The organism is Pseudomonas gingeri, from assembly GCF_013385635.1.
Lineage (GTDB): Bacteria > Pseudomonadota > Gammaproteobacteria > Pseudomonadales > Pseudomonadaceae > Aquipseudomonas > Aquipseudomonas gingeri_A.
This window is the reverse complement of the sequence record NZ_JACAPR010000023.1, coordinates 30,280-47,713: the sequence shown is the minus strand read 5'-3', so window position 1 is coordinate 47,713 and position 17,434 is coordinate 30,280. Positions and strand designations below refer to the sequence as shown.

Sequence of the window (17,434 nt, the reverse complement as noted above, 5' to 3'; positions counted from 1 at the left end):
TTTTTCAAAACGCAGACAACAAAAAAGCAGCCCGTAGGCTGCTTTTTTCTGCATCGGAAGCTGGACTTAAGCCAGTTTTTCCTTGATGCGAGCTGCTTTACCCGACAGGTCGCGCAGGTAGTACAGCTTGGCCTTACGTACGTCGCCGCGACGCTTGACAGCCATGCTGTCGATTTGCGGGCTGTAGGTCTGGAAAGTACGCTCTACGCCAACACCGTTGGAGATTTTACGTACGGTGAACGCGCTGTTCACACCACGGTTACGCTTGGCAATTACCACGCCTTCGAACGCCTGCAGACGCGAACGGTCGCCTTCCTTCACTTTCACCTGAACGACAATGGTGTCGCCCGGGGCAAAGGTAGGGATCTCTTTGGTCATCTGCTCTGCTTCGAGTGCAAGGATGATTTTGTTAGTCATGCTGTGCTCCTAAGGTAAATCGTCTGATCTACCATCGATACGTTGTTAACTATCGTCCCGCTCGCGGATGTATTCCTCGAGCAGCTTCTTCTCTTCTCCAGAAAGCGAGCGGCTTTCCAGAAGATCGGCGCGTCGTTCCGAGGTCCTGCCAAGGGACTGCTTCAGACGCCAACGCCGGATATGTGCGTGGTTGCCACTGAGCAACACGTCGGGAACACGCTGATCCGCATACACCTCCGGACGGGTGTAGTGCGGGCAATCCAGCAAACCATCCGTGAAGGAATCTTCCTCCGCGGAGTCCGCATGCCCTAAAGCTCCGGGCAGCAGCCGTGTAACCGCATCTATCAGGACCATCGCCGGCAGCTCGCCACCGGAAAGAACATAGTCCCCAATCGACCACTCTTCATCGACATGAGCCTCTATAAAGCGCTCGTCAATGCCTTCGTAACGACCTGCAATGAGGATCAAGGCTTCCTTGTTCGCCAGGTCGCGTACCGCCAACTGATTCAGTTGCCGGCCCTGGGGCGACAGGTAAATCACCTTCGCCGCCTCCCCTGCTGCTGCCTTGGCCTGAACCAGGGCGTCCTCAAGGGGCTTGATCTTCATCACCATGCCCGGACCACCGCCAAATGGGCGATCGTCCACAGTGTGATGTCGATCCGTCGTGTAGTCCCGCGGGTTCCAACAGGTCAACTGCAAGAGCCCCTGTTTCACCGCACGACTGGTGATGCCGTAATCGCTGATGGCGGAAAACATTTCGGGAAACAAACTGATCACTTCTACGCGCAGGCTAGCCATCGCTTAGAAGTCCGCATCCCAATCCACCTTCATCTCGCCAGCGGCAAGGTCGACGGCCAACACGCATTGCTCCGTATAGGGCAACAGGCGTTCGCGATCATCCAGGCTGCCCGGGCAAGGCTTGACCACCATGACATCATTCGAGCCAGTCTCCAGCAGGTGATCGACTTTCCCGAACAGTTGTCCGAGGGTATCGATGACCTTGAGACCTTCCAGCTGGTACCAGTAGTACTCGCCGTCGGTCAGTTCAGGAAACAGGTTGCGCGGCACGCAGATCTCATAACCGGCCAGAAGACGCGCTTCTTCACGATCATCGAGACCCTTGAGCTTTGCGACCAGGAACTTGTCGTTCCCGCGTCCGCTGACCAGCTCTACCTGTTTCACGCTACCTTCGCGCTTGAGCGTCCAGGTTTTGTAGTCCAACAGGTTTTTGATTGGATCAGTAAAGGAATAAACCTTCACTTCGCCGCGAACGCCATGAACAGAGTAGATCTTGCCGATAACGATCAAATCATCGGTAGAAGCCGGCGTCGCGTTCATATTGCTCAGGCCGCAACCTTAGCGTTTTCCTTCAGCAACTGAGCAACGCGCTCAGAGGGTTGTGCACCAACGCTCAGCCAGTAGGCTACGCGCTCTTGGTTCACGGACAGACGAACTTCCTGACCACGAGCAACCGGGTTGAAGAAACCCACTTGTTCTTTGTGCGAACCGTCACGAGCGTTGCGGCTGTCGGTTACGGTCAGGTGGTAAAACGGGCGCTTTTTGGAGCCGCCAAGGGCAAGACGGATTGTTAGCATGTGAACATCGTTCCTGTAGTCGGTGCTGCAAATCTAAATGCACAGCGGGCATAGGTGCCCGAAAGGCCGCATATTCTAAGGAATATCCGGACTTTTGCAAATGACTTTTTCCGGCGCCTGGCGCCATGCAATCAAGATTTGCCATAGAGCCGTCATAAAAAACGGCCGGTCAGCTCCCGCATAGCGCGGGTTTACTGGAGATCCCCGCGTCCGTGCGGGGCAACGCCGGCATGACAGCCGGCGCAGATTCTTTACATTTTCGGCATGCCGCCGCCGGGCAACATACCGCCCATGCCGCGCATCATCTTGGCCATACCGCCTTTGGCGGAGAATTTCTTCATCATCTTCTGCATCTGCTTGTGCTGCTTGATCAAGCGCCCGATGTCCTGCACCTGAGTGCCGGAGCCCATGGCGATGCGGCGCTTGCGCGAGCCGCTGATCAGCTCGGGGTCGCGGCGTTCGGCCGGGGTCATGGAATTGATGATGGCTTCCATCTGCTTGAACTGCTTCTCTGCCGCACCCTGGGCATTGCCCATCTGCGCCAGGTTGACGCCGCCGATATTCGGCAGCTTGTCCATCAGGCCGCCGAGGCCGCCCATGTTCTTCATCTGTTGCAACTGGTCACGGAAGTCTTCGAGATCGAAACCCTTGCCCTTCTTCAACTTTTTGGCAAGCTTGTCGGCTTTGTCCTTGTCGAGCGTCGCTTCGGCCTGTTCGATCAGGCTGAGCACGTCGCCCATGCCGAGGATGCGCGAGGCGATCCGGTCCGGGTGGAAGGGGTCGAGCGCTTCGCTCTTTTCACCCATGCCGAGGAACTTGATCGGCTTGCCGGTGATGGCGCGGACCGACAGCGCGGCACCGCCACGGGCATCGCCGTCGACCTTGGTCAGGATCACGCCGGTCAGCGGCAGTGCGTCGCCAAAGGCCTTGGCGGTGTTGGCGGCGTCCTGGCCGGTCATCGCGTCGACCACGAACAGCGTTTCCACCGGCTTGATCGCCGCGTGCAGTTGCTGGATCTCGCCCATCATCTCGGCGTCGATATGCAGACGACCGGCGGTGTCGACGATAACCACGTCGATGAACTTGAGACGCGCTTCCTTGATCGCCGCTTCGGCGATATCCACCGGCTTCTGGCTGATATCGGACGGGAAGAAGGTCACGCCGATATCGTTGGCCAGGGTTTCCAGCTGCTTGATCGCGGCCGGGCGGTACACGTCCGCCGACACCACCATCACGCTTTTCTTCTTGCGCTCTTTAAGGAAGCGCGCCAGCTTGCCGGCGGTGGTGGTCTTGCCCGCGCCCTGCAGACCGGCCATGAGGATGACCGCTGGCGGCACGGCGCTCAGGTTCAGGTCTTCGTTGGCGGCGCCCATCAGGCTTTCGAGTTCGGCCTGGACGATCTTCACGAACGCCTGGCCCGGCGTCAGGCTGCGCGACACTTCGGTGCCGACGGCGCGTTCCTTGACCGAATTGACGAAGTCCTTCACCACCGGCAGGGCGACGTCGGCTTCGAGCAACGCCATGCGCACTTCACGCAGGGTGTCTTTGATATTGTCCTCGGTCAGCTTGGCCTTGCCGGTGACATGGCGCAGCGTCTGCGAGAGACGGTCGGTCAGGTTTTCAAACATGCGCGATCCTTTGAGGCCCCTAATATAGAACCGAGGTAATAGGCTGCCGGCGTAGTCAAAAGCGTGCCTGGCGAGCCTGCGGCGTGGGCAGGTCGCGGATTATAGCGAGACTGCGTGCGCGGCACTAGCGCCACGGTCTTTCGTGGACTGGCGGTTGTATGCCAAACTCAGCGCCTTTCGGGCTTGCTTCACAGGACTTATGCTTCCTTTGTCACCCAGTTTGCTGACCAGCCTCGCCGCCGCCTGCTTGTATGCCGCTGCGACCCTCTATCAAGGCACTCGCCTGCGCCAGTGTGCCAAGGCCGACAAACGCCTGCTGGTCGGGCTCGGCGTATTCGCCGTGCTGGCCCACGCGATTGCCCTGTGCACCCACCTGGCGACCCCGGTCGGACTGGGCCTGGACTTCTTCAACGCCGCCAGCCTGATCGCCGTCGCGGTGATCGCCCTGACCCTGGTCGCCTGTGCGCGGATCCCCGTGGAGAACCTGCTGATCCTGCTGTTCCCGCTAGGCCTGCTGACGGTGCTATTGGCTCAGTTCGCGCCCTCGGGCACGGTGCAGATCATCGATGAAGAGCCGGGCATCCTTGCGCATATCCTGCTGTCGATCCTCGCCTACGGCATGTTTACCATCGCAGTGTTCCAGGCCCTGCTGCTGCTGTTGCAGGACCACCAGCTCAAGCACAAGCATCCTTCCGGGCTGATCAAGAACTTCCCGCCGCTGCAAACCATGGAAAGCCTGCTGTTCGGTTTCCTCTGGGCCGGCTGGACACTGCTGTCGCTGTCACTGATCTCCGGCTGGCTGTTCGTCGAGAACCTCTTCGCCCAGCACCTGGTGCACAAGACCCTGCTGGCCTGCCTGGCCTGGGTGGTGTTCAGCGTGCTGCTGTGGGGCCGCAACCGCCTCGGCTGGCGCGGGCACAAGGCAATCCGCTGGACCCTGGCCGGTTTCTGCCTGCTGATGCTGGCCTATTTTGGCAGCAAGCTGGTCCGCGAATACATCCTGCATATCTGACGGGCCGAAATCATGGACAACCTGCCCGCCGGACCGATGCTCGCTGTATTGGCCCTGCTGATCCTCTGGTCGGCGCTGTTCACCGCCATCGAAGTCGCCCAGCAATTGCTCACGGCACAGCGCCCGGCCTCGCGCTCGGGTGACAAACCCGCCGCGCGCCTGAGCTTCCCGCGGGACAGCCTGATCCTCTGCAACACCCTGTGCCGCATCGTCGCGGTGATCATCGGCACCCTGCTCTCGCTGCTGCTCTGGGGCGAACACGGCCCCTGGCTCGCGTGCCTGGGCAGCACGGTGGCGCTACTGGTATTCGCCGACTACCTGCCGCGCCTGCTCGCCGCCCGCTACCCAGAAGCCATCCTCGCGACCGGCAACGCCTTGCTCGGCGTCCCGCTGAAAATCCTCTATCCCGCGGCCTGGCTGCTCAACGGTGCCGCCCGCCTGCTGCTGCGCCCCTTTATCAGCAAGCCCGGCACGGTCAAGCAGAGCGACGAGGACATGCCTCCCCTCGATCCGGAAGACGAACCGGAGCACCCGGCGCGCCACCCGTCTCTGTCCAGCATCCATGCGCTGCACAACATCACGGTCAACGACATCCTGGTGCCCCGTAGCGAAGTAGAAGGGGTCAACCTCGACGACTCCATCGAGGACATCATCGCGCAGTTGCTGAAGAACCGACGCACCCGCCTGCCGGTGTTCCACAGCGATATCAACCAGGTCGAGGCGGTGCTCAATACCCGCCAGATCCTTCATCAACTGTTCGATGCCAGCCTGACCAAAGCCTCCCTGCTCGCCGCCTGCCGTGAACCGTACTTCGTGCCGGAAAGCACGCCGCTGCAACTGCAACTGCTGAACTTCCACAAACAGCAGCGACGCCAGGGCATGGTGGTGGACGAATACGGCGAAGTGCTCGGCATCGTCACCCTGGAAGACATTCTCGAAGAGATCGTCGGCGAATTCGAAAGCGAGCACAGCCTGGCCAACCCGCATATCCACCCGCAGGCCGACGGCCGCCTGGTGATCGACGGCGCCGCATCGATCCGCGAACTGAACAAGAGCCTGGGCTGGCACCTGCCCAGTGATGGCCCGAAGACCCTCAACGGCCTGGTCACCGAAGCCCTGGAAACCATTCCGGACAGTGCGGTCTGCCTGAAGATCGGTCGTTATCGCCTGGAAATCCTCGAAACCGAGGACAACCGGGTCAGCAAGGTGCTGGCCTGGCATACCAGTTCGACCCTACAAGCGGTCGCACGGGAATAAGCCCTTACCCCTGGGTGTTCATACTAATAATTCGCACGTGCAAAACTTTCAGGGAAGCTCGCAATGACCTCCAGCACCACCTTTGACGATTCCACTCCGAACAAGCCGCTGAACTCCACTTCGCGGGTGGCGACCGCCAGTTTTATCGGCACGGCCATCGAGTTCTACGACTTCTATGTCTATGCCACCGCTGCCGCGCTGGTGATCGGCCCGGTATTTTTCCCACAGACTGACGGCACCGCGCAGATGCTCTCGGCCTTCCTGACCTTTGGTATCGCGTTCCTGGCGCGCCCGCTGGGATCGATCCTGTTCGGCCACTTCGGTGACCGTATCGGACGCAAATCGACCCTGGTCGCCTCGCTACTGCTGATGGGCATCTGCACCACGCTGATCGGCGTGCTGCCCGGCTACGCGACCATCGGCGCCTGGGCGCCGATCCTGCTGTGCCTGCTGCGCTTCGGCCAGGGCCTGGGACTTGGCGGCGAATGGGGCGGGGCCGCGCTGCTGGCGACCGAGAACGCCCCCGAAGGCAAACGCGCCTGGTTCGGCATGTTTCCGCAACTGGGCCCTTCGATCGGCTTTCTCGCCGCCAACGGCCTGTTCCTGATCCTGGCCATGACCCTGAGCGACGAGCAGTTCCGTTCCTGGGGCTGGCGCATTCCGTTCCTGCTCAGCGCCGCGCTGGTGATCGTCGGTCTGTACGTCCGCCTCAAGCTGGAGGAAAGCCCGGTCTTCGCCAACGCCGTGGCGCGCCAGGAGCGGGTGAAGATGCCGCTGATCGAGCTGTTCAGCCGCTACTGGGCGCCAGTACTGCTGGGCTCCGTGGCGATGGTGGTGTGCTACGCGCTGTTCTATATCTCGGCGGTGTTTTCCCTGAGCTACGGCGTGGCCAACCTCGGCTACAGCCGCGAAACCTTCCTCGGGCTGCTGTGTTTTGCCGTGCTGTTCATGGCCGCGGCCACACCACTGGCAGCCTGGGCCAGCGACCGCTTCGGACGCAAGCCGGTGCTGATTCTCGGCGGGGTGCTGGCACTGCTGTCCGGTTTCACCATGGAACCGCTGCTGGGCCACGGCTCGACCACCGGCGTCGCGCTGTTCCTGTGCCTGGAGCTATTCCTGATGGGGATTACCTTCGCGCCGATGGGTGCGTTGCTGCCTGAACTGTTTCCTACCCACGTGCGTTATACCGGCGCGTCGGCGGCCTACAATCTGGGCGGTATCGTCGGAGCTTCGGCCGCACCGTTCTTTGCCCAGAAACTGGTGACGATGGGCGGTCTGAGCTGGGTCGGCGGGTATGTATCGGGGGCGGCGGCGTTGAGCCTGATTGCGATTTTCTGTTTGAAGGAAACGCGCTACAACGATTTGAACAAGGTCGCCTGATAGAACTGCTCAGGCGTTGAGGGGCTCTTCGCGGACAAGCCCGCTCCCACAGGTTTTTGCGTCGTGGACAAAATCCGGATACGACTCGATCACTGTGGGAGCGGGCTTGCCCGCGAATGGCGCACCAGGGTTACAGCTCGACCACAACAGCCTGAGCGGCACGGGTCGCCTTGGCCCGCGCGGCTTCGATCGACTCGTCACGCGCCAGGGCCACACCCATGCGGCGCTGGCCGTTGACTTCCGGCTTGCCGAACAGGCGCAAGGCGGTATCCGGCTCGCTCAACGCCGCACCGAGGTTGGCGAAGGCGGTCCGGGTCGATTGCCCCTCCACCAGGATCACCGCCGAGGCCGACGGGCCGAACTGACGGATCAACGGGATCGGCAAGCCGAGAATCGCCCGGGCGTGCAGCGCGAACTGCGACAAGTCCTGGGAAATCATGGTCACCATGCCGGTGTCATGGGGGCGCGGCGATACTTCGCTGAACCACACCTGGTCGCCCTTGATGAACAACTCGACGCCAAACATGCCGCGCCCACCGAGGGCTTCAGTCACTGCCTTGGCGACCCGCTCCGATTCGGCCAAGGCCAGCGGACTCATGGCTTGCGGCTGCCAGGACTCCTGGTAGTCGCCCTTCTCCTGACGGTGACCGACCGGCGCGCAGAACGTGGTGCCGCCGACATGACGCACGGTCAGCAAGGTGATTTCGTAGTCGAAGTCGATGAAACCCTCGACAATCACCCTGCCTTTACCGGCACGACCGCCTTCCTGGGCGTAATCCCAGGCCTTCTGCACATCATCGACACTGCGCAGCAGGCTCTGGCCCTTGCCCGACGAACTCATCACCGGCTTGACCACGCATGGGAAACCCAGGTCCTCGACGGCCTTGCTGTAGGCCTCGAAGGTGTCGGCGAAGTGGTACGGTGAGGTCGGCAGCTTCAGCTCTTCGGCGGCCAGGCGACGGATACCCTCACGGTTCATGGTCAGTTGCGCGGCGCGGGCGGTCGGCACCACGGTGAAACCTTCGGCCTCCAACTCCACCAGGGTGGCGGTGGCAATGGCTTCGATTTCCGGGACGATGAAGTGCGGCTTCTCGGCTTCGATCACGGCCCGCAGGGCTGCGCCGTCGAGCATGTTGATCACGTGGCTGCGATGGGCGACCTGCATGGCCGGCGCATCGGCATAACGGTCAACCGCGATCACCTCAACGCCCAGGCGTTGCAGTTCGATCACGACTTCCTTGCCCAGCTCACCACAGCCACAGAGCAATACGCGAGTCGCGGTCGGCGACAGTGGAGTTCCGATACGGGTCATTTCAGGTCCTCAAGGAAGCAGATCATCGTAGGCGCCCGATCGGCGGGCACCTGCTGGGAATTAAAGGCGGGCATTTTACATGAACTGGGGCAAATCGTTTCAGGCCGGATGAGCGGCTTTGCGCAGACGCCAGGCCATGACCAGCCAGACCACGGTGACCCCGGCGAACTTGGAGCCCAGCGCGGTCAGGACCACGCCCGGGGTCAACGCGCCGATCAGGCCGAAGAAGATAAAGGTGTCCAACGGGATGCTGAGCGCCGAACTTATCCACAGGCGGTCGTGCAGCGGGCGCCTGGTGATACTGAACACCAGCCAGTCGATGCATTCGGAAATGGCGAAAGCGCTGGCGCTGGCCAGGGCGATGGTCGGGTCGGAGGTCACATACGACAGCACCAGCGCCGCCAGCATGGCCACAATGGCCCCGTGACCGAAACGGGTCTGGACCATATCGCGCAGGATAAATACCAGCCCGCCCCAGGCCGACCAGATGATGTCCAGGTGCGGCGCGCTGGAAAACGCGAAGTTGATCAGCACGACGCTGGCGATATAGGCGATAAGAAAGAGCATGGGGCAAGGACTACCTGTCGATGTAGCCCTACAGATTACCGCAAAGCGCCAGGAGGGTCACAGCCGGGAGCTGAATCAGCCCTTCGTCCCGAGCATCCACAGCAGCCCGCTGGACTTGGCCCGCTCATGGCAACGCCCGAGCACTTCGCGACGCTCGACGTTATCCATCCGGCTCCAGCGGGTGATTTCCTCGACCGTGCGCTGGCAACCGGTACAGATATCCTGCTCGTCCAGCGCGCAGATACTCACGCAGGGCGAGGGCACCGGACGCTCCGGCGTGGTCATTGCCCGTCTTCCTGCAAGTCGCGGGCATAACGCTGCGAATTGTGCACATAGTGGGCGGCACTGGCCTCGAGCATCTTCTTCTGCGGCTCGGTCAGCTCGCGCACCACCTTGCCCGGCGATCCCATCACCAGCGAGCCGTCGGGAATTTCCTTGCCTTCGCCGATCAGCGAATTGGCGCCGATAATGCAGTTCTTGCCGATCTTCGCGCCGTTGAGAATCACCGCGTTGATACCAATCAGGCTGTAGTCGCCGACGGTGCAGCCGTGCAGCATGGCGTTGTGGCCGATGGTCACGCCGGTGCCGATGGTCAGCGGATAGCCCATGTCGGTGTGCATCACCGTACCGTCCTGGACGTTGCTGTTGCGACCGATCAGGATCAGTTCGTTGTCACCCCGCAGCACGGCGTTGAACCAGACATTGGCGCCCTCCTCCAGCTTGACCTTGCCCACCAGCACGGCATTGGGTGCCACCCAGCTCTGCGGATGGGCTTCGACACGAAAGTCGCCCAGGCGGTATTTCATACGGTAATCCTCACGGCTCGGGATACAGCGCCATACTGGCGATGGCTCAGATATTGATAAACCGCTCGGGCGGCTTGTGCAGGCTGATCTTGGCGTCATACAGCAGATTGATCAACTCGACGATCATGATCGCCGTGAGCCCCCAGATCTTGAATTCACCATAACGATAACTGGGCACGTACCAGCTGCGGCCCTGATAATCGATGCGATGGGTGTGTTCGCGCGGGTCCTGGCGGAAGAACTCCAGCGGAACGTTGAACACGGCGGCGATCTCGGCGTCGTTGGCCCGATACTCGACAAAGTCCGGGACCACGCCGACATACGGCGTTACCTTGATCCCGTGCAGCGAGATCAACGGACTGAGCGGACCGACGATTTCCACCAGGCCAGGAGCCAGGCCGATCTCTTCCTCGGCTTCGCGCAGAGCCGTGAAGACCAGATCTGGGTCCTCGGGATCGCGGCGACCACCGGGAAACGCGACCTCGCCACCATGGGTCGAAAGACCGCTGGCCCGCAGGGTCAGTACCAGCTCGGGTGCTTCACTGCGCGTGATCGGCACCAGTACCGCTGCCTCGGGAAAACGTCGATCCGTTTCCAGGGGGCGCGGGGTATGGTCACTGACACGTCGAAGTAGCTCATCCAGCATGGCTGATCTCGATTTCTGACTTACCCTGCATCATGCACCAAACCGGCAGGTCGCCCAAGCCCTGAACCGCTGCATGTCGCGAAAGCACAACTTGCCGACAGGCAACCGACCACGCGAAGATAGGCGCGCCACCCAGAGAATCCAGCATGAAGTTCTGCAGCCAATGCGGTAAACCGGTCAGTCAACGCATTCCCGAGGGCGACACACGCCTGCGCTTTGTCTGCGATCACTGTCAGACCATTCATTACCAGAACCCCAATATCGTCGCCGGCTGCCTACCGGTCTGGGGCAGCCAGGTGCTGCTCTGCCGCCGGGCCATCGAGCCGCGCCTCGGATTCTGGACCTTGCCGGCCGGCTTCATGGAAAACGGCGAGACCGTCGAGGACGCCGCACGCAGGGAAACCTTCGAAGAGGCGTATGCGCGGGTGCGCAACCTGAGCATCTACACGCTGATCGATGTGCCACACATCAATCAGGTCCATGTGTTCTACCGCGCCGAGCTGGCCGACCTGGATTTCCGCGCCGGCACCGAGAGCCTGGAGGTGCGCCTGTTCGAAGAGCACGAGATCCCCTGGTCCGAGCTCGCTTTCAGGACCGTCGGGCGTACCTTAGAATGCTTCTTCGCCGACCGCCTCACACAACAGTTCCCGGTGCGCAGCGAAGCCGTGCCGCCCATGATGCCGAAAGCGGCCGCCCCCAAATAATCCGCTACGCCACTTTTTCAGGGATACCGTTTCAATGCGTTGGTTGCTTGCTGTTTTCTGCCTGTCGTTTGCCGCGCTCTCCCAGGCTTCCGCCGCCGACCCATTGCAAGGTCGAATGATTGAAAAGGTCCTTGTCCTCAAGTCCGCCCACCAACTGCAATTGATCAGTGACGGCAAACCACTGAAAACCTACCGCATCTCCCTGGGCAGAAACCCCAGGGGACAAAAGCTGATAGAAGGCGACCGCCGTACACCGGAAGGTTTCTATTGGATCGACTGGCGCAAGACCAGCGACAAATTCAATCTGTCGATGCACATTTCCTACCCGAATATCAGCGATGCCGCACGGGCCCGTCGCGAGGGCGTCAACCCCGGCAGCATGATCATGATCCACGGCACGCCGGACTCCGAGGATTACCCGGAGCAGTGGCTGCATACCCTGGACTGGACCGACGGCTGCGTCGGCATGCGCAACGTCGACATGCGCGAAGTATGGAACCTGGTCAAGGACGGTACCCTGGTGGAAATCCGCCCCTGAAGCGATGTCACGCAACCACCCTGATACCACTGACCCCCCGAATGCCCGACATGTTCCCCATGCCGGGCTTTTTATTGCGCTCGAAGAATACCAGTGGCATTGACATGGTATCTAAGTGGTATTAGCTTGATGCCACTACCCGAGCGAAAAACCTCTAATAACCGCATCGGAAATCCTACATGAACAAGATACTCGCACTGCGTCCCGACGAGTCCCAGCCTACGCCGTTGTACCTGCAACTGGCGCGCAACCTGGAAGCCGCCATCCATGCCGGCCAATGGAAAGCCGAACAGGCGCTGCCCTCGGAACGCAACCTGAGCGAACTGCTGAGTATCTCCCGGGTGACGGCCCGCAAAGCCCTGGAAGTCCTCTTCGAACAGGGTCTGATCCGCCGCAGCCAGGGTTCCGGGACCTTTATCACCCCGCGCCTGGAACAGCCGTTGTCACGCCTGTCGAGCTTCAGCGAGATGCTTCGCTCCAAGGGCTTCGTACCCGGCTCGCAATGGCTGGAACGCCATATCGCCCTGCCCAGCCACGAAGAACTGATCCGCCTGGCCCTGTCCCCCAGCGACAAGGTTGCGCGCCTCAAGCGCCTGCGCAAGGCCGACGACACGGTGATGGCGATCGAGATGAGCACCCTGCCCGCCGCGCTGTTGCCCGAGCCGGAACAGGTCGGCGATTCGCTCTATGAATACCTGGACGGTATCGGTCGGCCCGTGGTCCGCGCCCTGCAACATATCCGCGCGATCAATGCCTCGCCGGACCTCGCCGCCCTGGTGGGCATCGAGCCGGGTACCGCGATGCTGTTGATGACCCGCGTCGGCTACCTCGAAGACAACACCCCCATCGAACTGACCGACACCTATTGCCGTGACGACTACTACGACTTCGTCGCCGAACTGCGACGTTAGCTTCCCCAGAGAACCCGCCATGTCCGAAGACAATATCCTTACCCCGCAAGGCTGGATCCGCGGCCGCCTGGTACACCAGGCGGGCAAGGTACAACGTATCGAAGGCACGCCCTGCGATCCGGCCGACAACGACCTGCCCTACCTGCTGCCCGGTTTCATCGACCTGCATGTCCACGGTGGCGGCGGCAAGGACATCATGGAGGGTGGCGCCGCCTTCGAAACCATCGCCCGCACCCACCTGCGCTTCGGCACCACCTCATTGCTGGCCACGACCATGACCGCGCCGCCCGAGGAGATCGGCGAAATCCTCGGCCAGCTCGGCCATTACTGCGAGCAGCGCCCGGCGGGCACCGCCCGCGTCCTTGGCGTGCACCTCGAAGGCCCGTTCATCAATCCCGGCAAACTCGGCGCCCAGCCGAACTTCGCCCATACGGCGATCGCCGCCGAAATCGATGAATACCTGCGCCGCGCGCCGATCCGGGTGATTACCATCGCCCCGGAAATCGCCGGCCACGCGCAATTAATCCGCGCCCTCAGCAGCCGCGGCATCCGCATGCAGATCGGCCACACCCTGGGCAGCTACGAGGAAGGCGTCGCCGCCCTTGAGGCCGGGGCCACCAGCTTCACCCACCTGTACAACGCCATGAGCCCGTTGCACCACCGCGAGCCGGGTATCGTCGGTGCCGCCCTGGCCCATGCCCGCTATGCCGAACTGATCCCCGACCTGCTGCACGTGCATCCGGGCGCGATGCGCGTGGCCCTGCGCTCGATCCCCTGCCTCTATTGCGTGACCGACTCGACCGCCGCCGCCGGCATGCCGGACGGCGAGTACAAGCTGGGCAGCCACACCGTGACCAAGTGCCTGGGCGGCGTACGCCTGGCCGACGGCACCCTGGCCGGCAGCACCCTGACCATGGACCAGGCCCTGCGCAACCTGGTGAAGATCGGCCTGCCCATCGCCGAAGCCTCGCAACGCCTGTCGCAGTTCCCCGCCGACTACCTCGGCCTGGAAGAGCGCGGACGCCTGGCGCCCGGAGCCTGGGCCGACTGCGTGCACCTGGATCGTTCGTTGACACTGACCTCGGTAATGGTCGAAGGAGAAGCCGTTGACTTCCAGAATGCTTGAAGAGGCACTGTCCTCTCACGAGGCGGTCAGCCGCCAGTTGCAGCAACTCGACGACGGCCTGAAGGCCATCGCCGCCCGCCTGCGCCGCCAGCCGCCCCATGTGGCGATGACTGTCGCCCGGGGCAGCTCCGACCATGCCGCCAGTTACTTCGCCTACCTGACCATGCAGCAGACCGGCGTACCGGTCGCCTCGCTGCCGATGTCGGTGGTCACCCTGCGGCATTCGCCATTGCGCGTCAGCGGCCAGGCGGTGTTCGCCTTTTCCCAGTCCGGACAGAGCCCGGACCTGGTCGACAGCCTGCACCTGCTGCGCGAACGCGGGGCCCTCAGCGTGGCCATGGTCAACGCCCCCGACTCGCCCCTGGAGGCCGCCTGCGAATACACCGTGCCGCTGCTGGCCGGGGCCGAGCAAAGCGTCGCCGCCACCAAGAGTTTCATCGCCACCCTCAGTGCCAGCGCCCGGCTGCTCGGTCATTGGCAGCAGGATCGCGCCCTGCTCGACGCCGGCCAGGCCCTGCCCGCCGGCCTGCAACAGGCCGCGGCCCAGGACTGGAGCGCGGCCATCGACGTGCTGCGCGGCAGCGAGCGGCTGATGGTGATCGGTCGCGGCGCCGGCTTCGCCATTGCCCAGGAGGCCGCGCTGAAGTTCAAGGAAACCTCGGCGATCCAGGCCGAAGCCTTCAGCAGCGCCGAGGTGCGCCACGGCCCGATGGCCCTGATCGACGCCGGCTACCCCCTGCTGGTCTTCGCCCCACGGGGCGCGGAACAGGCCGGACTGCTCAAGCTCGCCGCCGACATGCGCCAGCGCGGCGCCCGCGTGCTGCTCGCCGCGCCACCCGATATCGCCGAGCGCGACCTGGACCTGACCTGCGCCGGGCATCCGGCCCTCGATCCGATCCTGGCGATCCAGAGTTTCTATGTGATGGCCGCCCGACTGGCCGTGGCCCGCGGCATGGACCCCGACCAACCGCGTCACCTGAGCAAAGTCACCCGTACCCACTGACGAGTACAGCGCCATGCATAACAACAATGAGATCACCCTCGGCGCACCGCTCAGCGGTCCCGTGCTCCCACTCACCCGCATCGACGATGCGGTCTTCGCCAGCGGCGCCATGGGCGAAGGCATCGCCATCGACCCGCTCAACGACACCCTGCATGCGCCCTGTGCCGGGGTGATCCTGCATGTCGCGCGAACGCTGCACGCACTGACCCTGCGCGCCGACAACGGCGCCGAACTGTTGCTGCACCTGGGCCTGGATACCGTCGAACTGCAGGGCGAAGGCTTTGCCCTGCTGGTCGCGGAAGGTGCCCGGGTCAGTGCCGGCCAGGCCCTGCTGCGCTTCGACCTCGACCGGGTCGCCCGCCAGTGCAAAAGCCTGGTGACGCCGCTGGTGCTGACCAACGGCGAACACTATGAGCTACGGATCCTGCCCCGCGACTCGGTAACGGTCGGTGAGCCGCTGCTGCGGGTCCTGTCGCGCCAAACCGCGCCCCCGCCGACAAGCATTCCCGGCGCGACCAGCGAAGAGGTTCGCGGCAGTGCCCGGGTCGCTCATCGCGGCGGCCTCCACGCGCGCCCGGCGGCCCTGTTGCGCCAGGCCGCACAAGGCTTCAACTGCGATGCACGACTGCACCTGGGCGAAAGGTCAGCCTCCCTCGACAGCCTGATCGGCATCATGGGCCTGGGCGTCACCGAACAGGACCTGGTGGAAATCAGCTGCCGTGGCACCGATCGTGAAGCGGCGTTGCAGGCGCTGCTGCGGGTCTTGCAAACCCCGTTGGCAGAGGACAAACACCATGGCCCACCGATCCGGCCAACCACAGCCGCCCCACTGGCCGAAGCCGGCGTACTGCACGGCGTAGGCGCCGCGCCCGGACTGGTCAGCGGCCCGATTGCGCGACTGCAGGCCATCCAGCTGCCGCCGGACACCGGTGGACATAGCGCCGACGACCAATTGCAGGCCCTGGATATTGCGCTGGAAAAAGTCCGCGGCGAAATCTACGACACCCTGCAACAGGCCCACAGACGCCAGGATCACGCCGAACAGGCGATCTTCAACGCGCACCTGGCCCTGCTCGAAGACCCGACCCTGCTCGATGCCGCCAGCCAGGCCATCGAACAGGGCAGCGCGGCGACACACGCCTGGAGCCAGACTATCGAAACGCAATGCCAGGTCCTGTTGAACCTGGGCAACCCGTTGCTCGCCGAACGCACCAACGATTTGCACGACCTGCGCCAACGGGTACTGCGCGCCCTGCTCGGCGAGACCTGGCACTACGAACTGGCCGAAGGCTCGATTGTCGTCGCCCAGGAGCTGACCCCTTCCGATCTCCTGCTGATCAGCCAGCAGAAGGTCGCCGGAGTGTGCATGGTCGCAGGCGGTGCCACGTCCCACGTAGCGATCCTCGCCCGGAGCAAGGGCCTGCCCTGCCTGGTCGCCCTCGGCCCGCAGTTGCTGGAGATCGCCCCCGGCCAGCAGGTGGTGCTCGATGCCGATCACGGACGCCTCGAACTGAGTCCCGACAGCGCACGCCTCGAAGGTGTCGCATTGGCCCACTGGCAACATCAACTGCGCCGCCAGCGACAGCAGGAACACAGCCATGCACGAGCACAGACCCGCGACGGCCTGTGCATCGAGGTGGCGGCCAATGTCGCCTCGGCCCATGAGGCCATGGAAGCCCATCAAGGCGGGGCCGATGGCGTCGGCCTGCTGCGCACCGAGTTTCTGTTTGTCGACCGCCAGACCGCGCCCGATGAACAGGAACAGCGCAGCGCCTACCAGGGCGTTATCGATGCCATGGGCGACAAGCCGGTGATCATCCGCACCATCGATGTCGGTGGCGACAAGCAACTCGACTACCTGCCGCTGCCCTTCGAGGCCAATCCCGTACTCGGCCTGCGCGGCATCCGCCTGGCCCGGGCGCGGCCAGAACTGCTGGATCAGCAATTACGTGCACTGCTGCAAGTCAGCCCGTTGCAACGCTGCCGGATCCTGCTGCCGATGATCAGCGAGGTCGATGAACTGCTGCAGATCCGCCAGCGCCTCGACACCCTGGCCACCGAACTGGGAATCGACCAGCGTCCCGAACTGGGGGTGATGATCGAAGTCCCCTCCGCCGCCCTGCTGGCCGAGCAGTTGGCGGAGCACGCCGACTTCCTCTCCATCGGCACCAACGACCTGTCGCAGTACACCCTGGCCATGGACCGTGATCATGCCGGCCTGGCCGCCCGGGTCGACGCCCTGCACCCGGCGGTGCTGCGCCTGATCGCCCAGACCTGCGCCGGCGCGGCCCGTCATCAACGCTGGGTCGGTGTCTGTGGTGCCCTGGCCTCGGACCCGCTGGCCACGCCGGTATTGATCGGCCTGGGCGTCACTGAACTGTCCGTGAGCCCGCCGCAGATCGGAGAGATCAAGGAGCGGGTACGCCAACTCGACGCCGCCGCCTGTCGCCAGATCAGTCAATCACTGCTCCAACTCGGCAGTGCCGCCAGCGTCCGCGAGACCTGCCGCCGGCACTGGCCGCTGGCCTGATA

At 63.1% G+C, this 17,434-nt stretch carries 19 protein-coding genes; 9 read left to right on the top strand and 10 right to left on the bottom strand.

Going from position 1 to position 17,434, the window contains the following annotated elements:
- Positions 1-66 precede the first annotated feature (66 nt).
- The 5 genes from rplS to ffh all read right to left on the bottom strand — a co-directional run bounded on the left by rplS (position 67) and on the right by ffh (position 3,640).
- A complete protein-coding gene (rplS, locus tag HX851_RS25945) occupies positions 67-417 on the bottom strand; it encodes a 50S ribosomal protein L19 (RefSeq protein WP_003175895.1) in 351 nt (116 codons plus the stop codon).
- 45 nt (positions 418-462) lie between these two features.
- A complete protein-coding gene (gene trmD, locus HX851_RS25940; protein ID WP_177066172.1) occupies positions 463-1,215 on the bottom strand; it encodes a tRNA (guanosine(37)-N1)-methyltransferase TrmD in 753 nt (250 codons plus the stop codon).
- Positions 1,216-1,218: 3 nt separating this feature from the next.
- On the bottom strand, positions 1,219-1,755 hold the full coding sequence (gene rimM / locus HX851_RS25935; protein ID WP_177059207.1) for a ribosome maturation factor RimM: 537 nt from the start codon (positions 1,753-1,755) through the stop codon (positions 1,219-1,221).
- 5 nt (positions 1,756-1,760) lie between these two features.
- Positions 1,761-2,012, bottom strand: a complete 252-nt coding sequence (rpsP, locus tag HX851_RS25930) for a 30S ribosomal protein S16 (protein ID WP_017124058.1) — start codon at positions 2,010-2,012, stop codon at positions 1,761-1,763.
- Positions 2,013-2,263: 251 nt separating this feature from the next.
- Positions 2,264-3,640 carry a signal recognition particle protein gene (gene ffh, locus HX851_RS25925; protein ID WP_177059205.1) on the bottom strand — a complete coding sequence of 459 codons (1,377 nt, stop codon included), beginning with the start codon at positions 3,638-3,640 and terminating at the stop codon, positions 2,264-2,266.
- Between the two features lie 199 nt (positions 3,641-3,839).
- Between ffh and HX851_RS25920 the strand changes: the two genes are divergently transcribed.
- From HX851_RS25920 to HX851_RS25910, 3 genes are all read left to right on the top strand, one after another.
- Entirely contained in the window at positions 3,840-4,652 is an 813-nt protein-coding gene (locus tag HX851_RS25920; protein WP_177059185.1) for a cytochrome C assembly family protein, read from the top strand.
- A gap of 12 nt (positions 4,653-4,664) precedes the next feature.
- Positions 4,665-5,909, top strand: coding sequence for an HlyC/CorC family transporter (locus HX851_RS25915; protein ID WP_177059178.1), 1,245 nt, complete (start codon positions 4,665-4,667; stop codon positions 5,907-5,909).
- 63 nt (positions 5,910-5,972) lie between these two features.
- Positions 5,973-7,289, top strand: a complete 1,317-nt coding sequence (locus HX851_RS25910; protein WP_177059169.1) for an MFS transporter — start codon at positions 5,973-5,975, stop codon at positions 7,287-7,289.
- A gap of 130 nt (positions 7,290-7,419) precedes the next feature.
- Here HX851_RS25910 and purT read toward each other — a convergent pair whose 3' ends face one another.
- From purT to HX851_RS25885, 5 genes are all read right to left on the bottom strand, one after another.
- Positions 7,420-8,601: a formate-dependent phosphoribosylglycinamide formyltransferase gene (gene purT / locus HX851_RS25905; RefSeq protein ID WP_177059167.1), complete on the bottom strand. Its 1,182-nt coding sequence runs from the start codon at positions 8,599-8,601 to the stop codon at positions 7,420-7,422.
- Between the two features lie 99 nt (positions 8,602-8,700).
- The gene (locus HX851_RS25900) at positions 8,701-9,168 is read right to left on the bottom strand and encodes a preQ0 transporter (protein ID WP_177066173.1); all 468 of its coding nucleotides are present in this window, start codon (positions 9,166-9,168) and stop codon (positions 8,701-8,703) included.
- Positions 9,169-9,243: 75 nt separating this feature from the next.
- The gene (locus tag HX851_RS25895; RefSeq protein WP_177066174.1) at positions 9,244-9,453 is read right to left on the bottom strand and encodes a DUF1289 domain-containing protein; all 210 of its coding nucleotides are present in this window, start codon (positions 9,451-9,453) and stop codon (positions 9,244-9,246) included.
- Positions 9,450-9,974 (bottom strand): gamma carbonic anhydrase family protein, encoded by a 525-nt coding sequence (locus tag HX851_RS25890; RefSeq protein ID WP_177059162.1) that lies wholly within the window; start codon positions 9,972-9,974, stop codon positions 9,450-9,452. Before HX851_RS25890 ends, HX851_RS25895 begins: the two co-directional genes overlap by 4 nt.
- A 46-nt stretch (positions 9,975-10,020) precedes the next feature.
- Positions 10,021-10,620, bottom strand: coding sequence for a CoA pyrophosphatase (locus tag HX851_RS25885; protein WP_177066175.1), 600 nt, complete (start codon positions 10,618-10,620; stop codon positions 10,021-10,023).
- A 146-nt stretch (positions 10,621-10,766) separates the two neighbouring features.
- Here HX851_RS25885 and HX851_RS25880 point away from each other — a divergent pair, with 146 nt between their 5' ends.
- From HX851_RS25880 to ptsP, 6 genes are all read left to right on the top strand, one after another.
- Complete coding sequence (locus HX851_RS25880) at positions 10,767-11,324, top strand: NUDIX hydrolase (protein WP_177066176.1); 558 nt, start codon at positions 10,767-10,769, stop codon at positions 11,322-11,324.
- Between the two features lie 34 nt (positions 11,325-11,358).
- Positions 11,359-11,862, top strand: a complete 504-nt coding sequence (locus HX851_RS25875; protein ID WP_177059156.1) for a L,D-transpeptidase family protein — start codon at positions 11,359-11,361, stop codon at positions 11,860-11,862.
- A gap of 179 nt (positions 11,863-12,041) precedes the next feature.
- The gene (locus HX851_RS25870; RefSeq protein WP_017124070.1) at positions 12,042-12,773 is read left to right on the top strand and encodes a GntR family transcriptional regulator; all 732 of its coding nucleotides are present in this window, start codon (positions 12,042-12,044) and stop codon (positions 12,771-12,773) included.
- Between the two features lie 19 nt (positions 12,774-12,792).
- On the top strand, positions 12,793-13,899 hold the full coding sequence (gene nagA / locus HX851_RS25865) for an N-acetylglucosamine-6-phosphate deacetylase (RefSeq protein ID WP_017124071.1): 1,107 nt from the start codon (positions 12,793-12,795) through the stop codon (positions 13,897-13,899).
- Complete coding sequence (locus tag HX851_RS25860) at positions 13,880-14,902, top strand: SIS domain-containing protein (protein WP_103032641.1); 1,023 nt, start codon at positions 13,880-13,882, stop codon at positions 14,900-14,902. The genes nagA and HX851_RS25860 overlap by 20 nt, the downstream gene beginning before the upstream one ends.
- A 13-nt stretch (positions 14,903-14,915) precedes the next feature.
- Entirely contained in the window at positions 14,916-17,432 is a 2,517-nt protein-coding gene (gene ptsP, locus HX851_RS25855; protein WP_177066177.1) for a phosphoenolpyruvate--protein phosphotransferase, read from the top strand.
- Positions 17,433-17,434 lie beyond the last annotated feature (2 nt).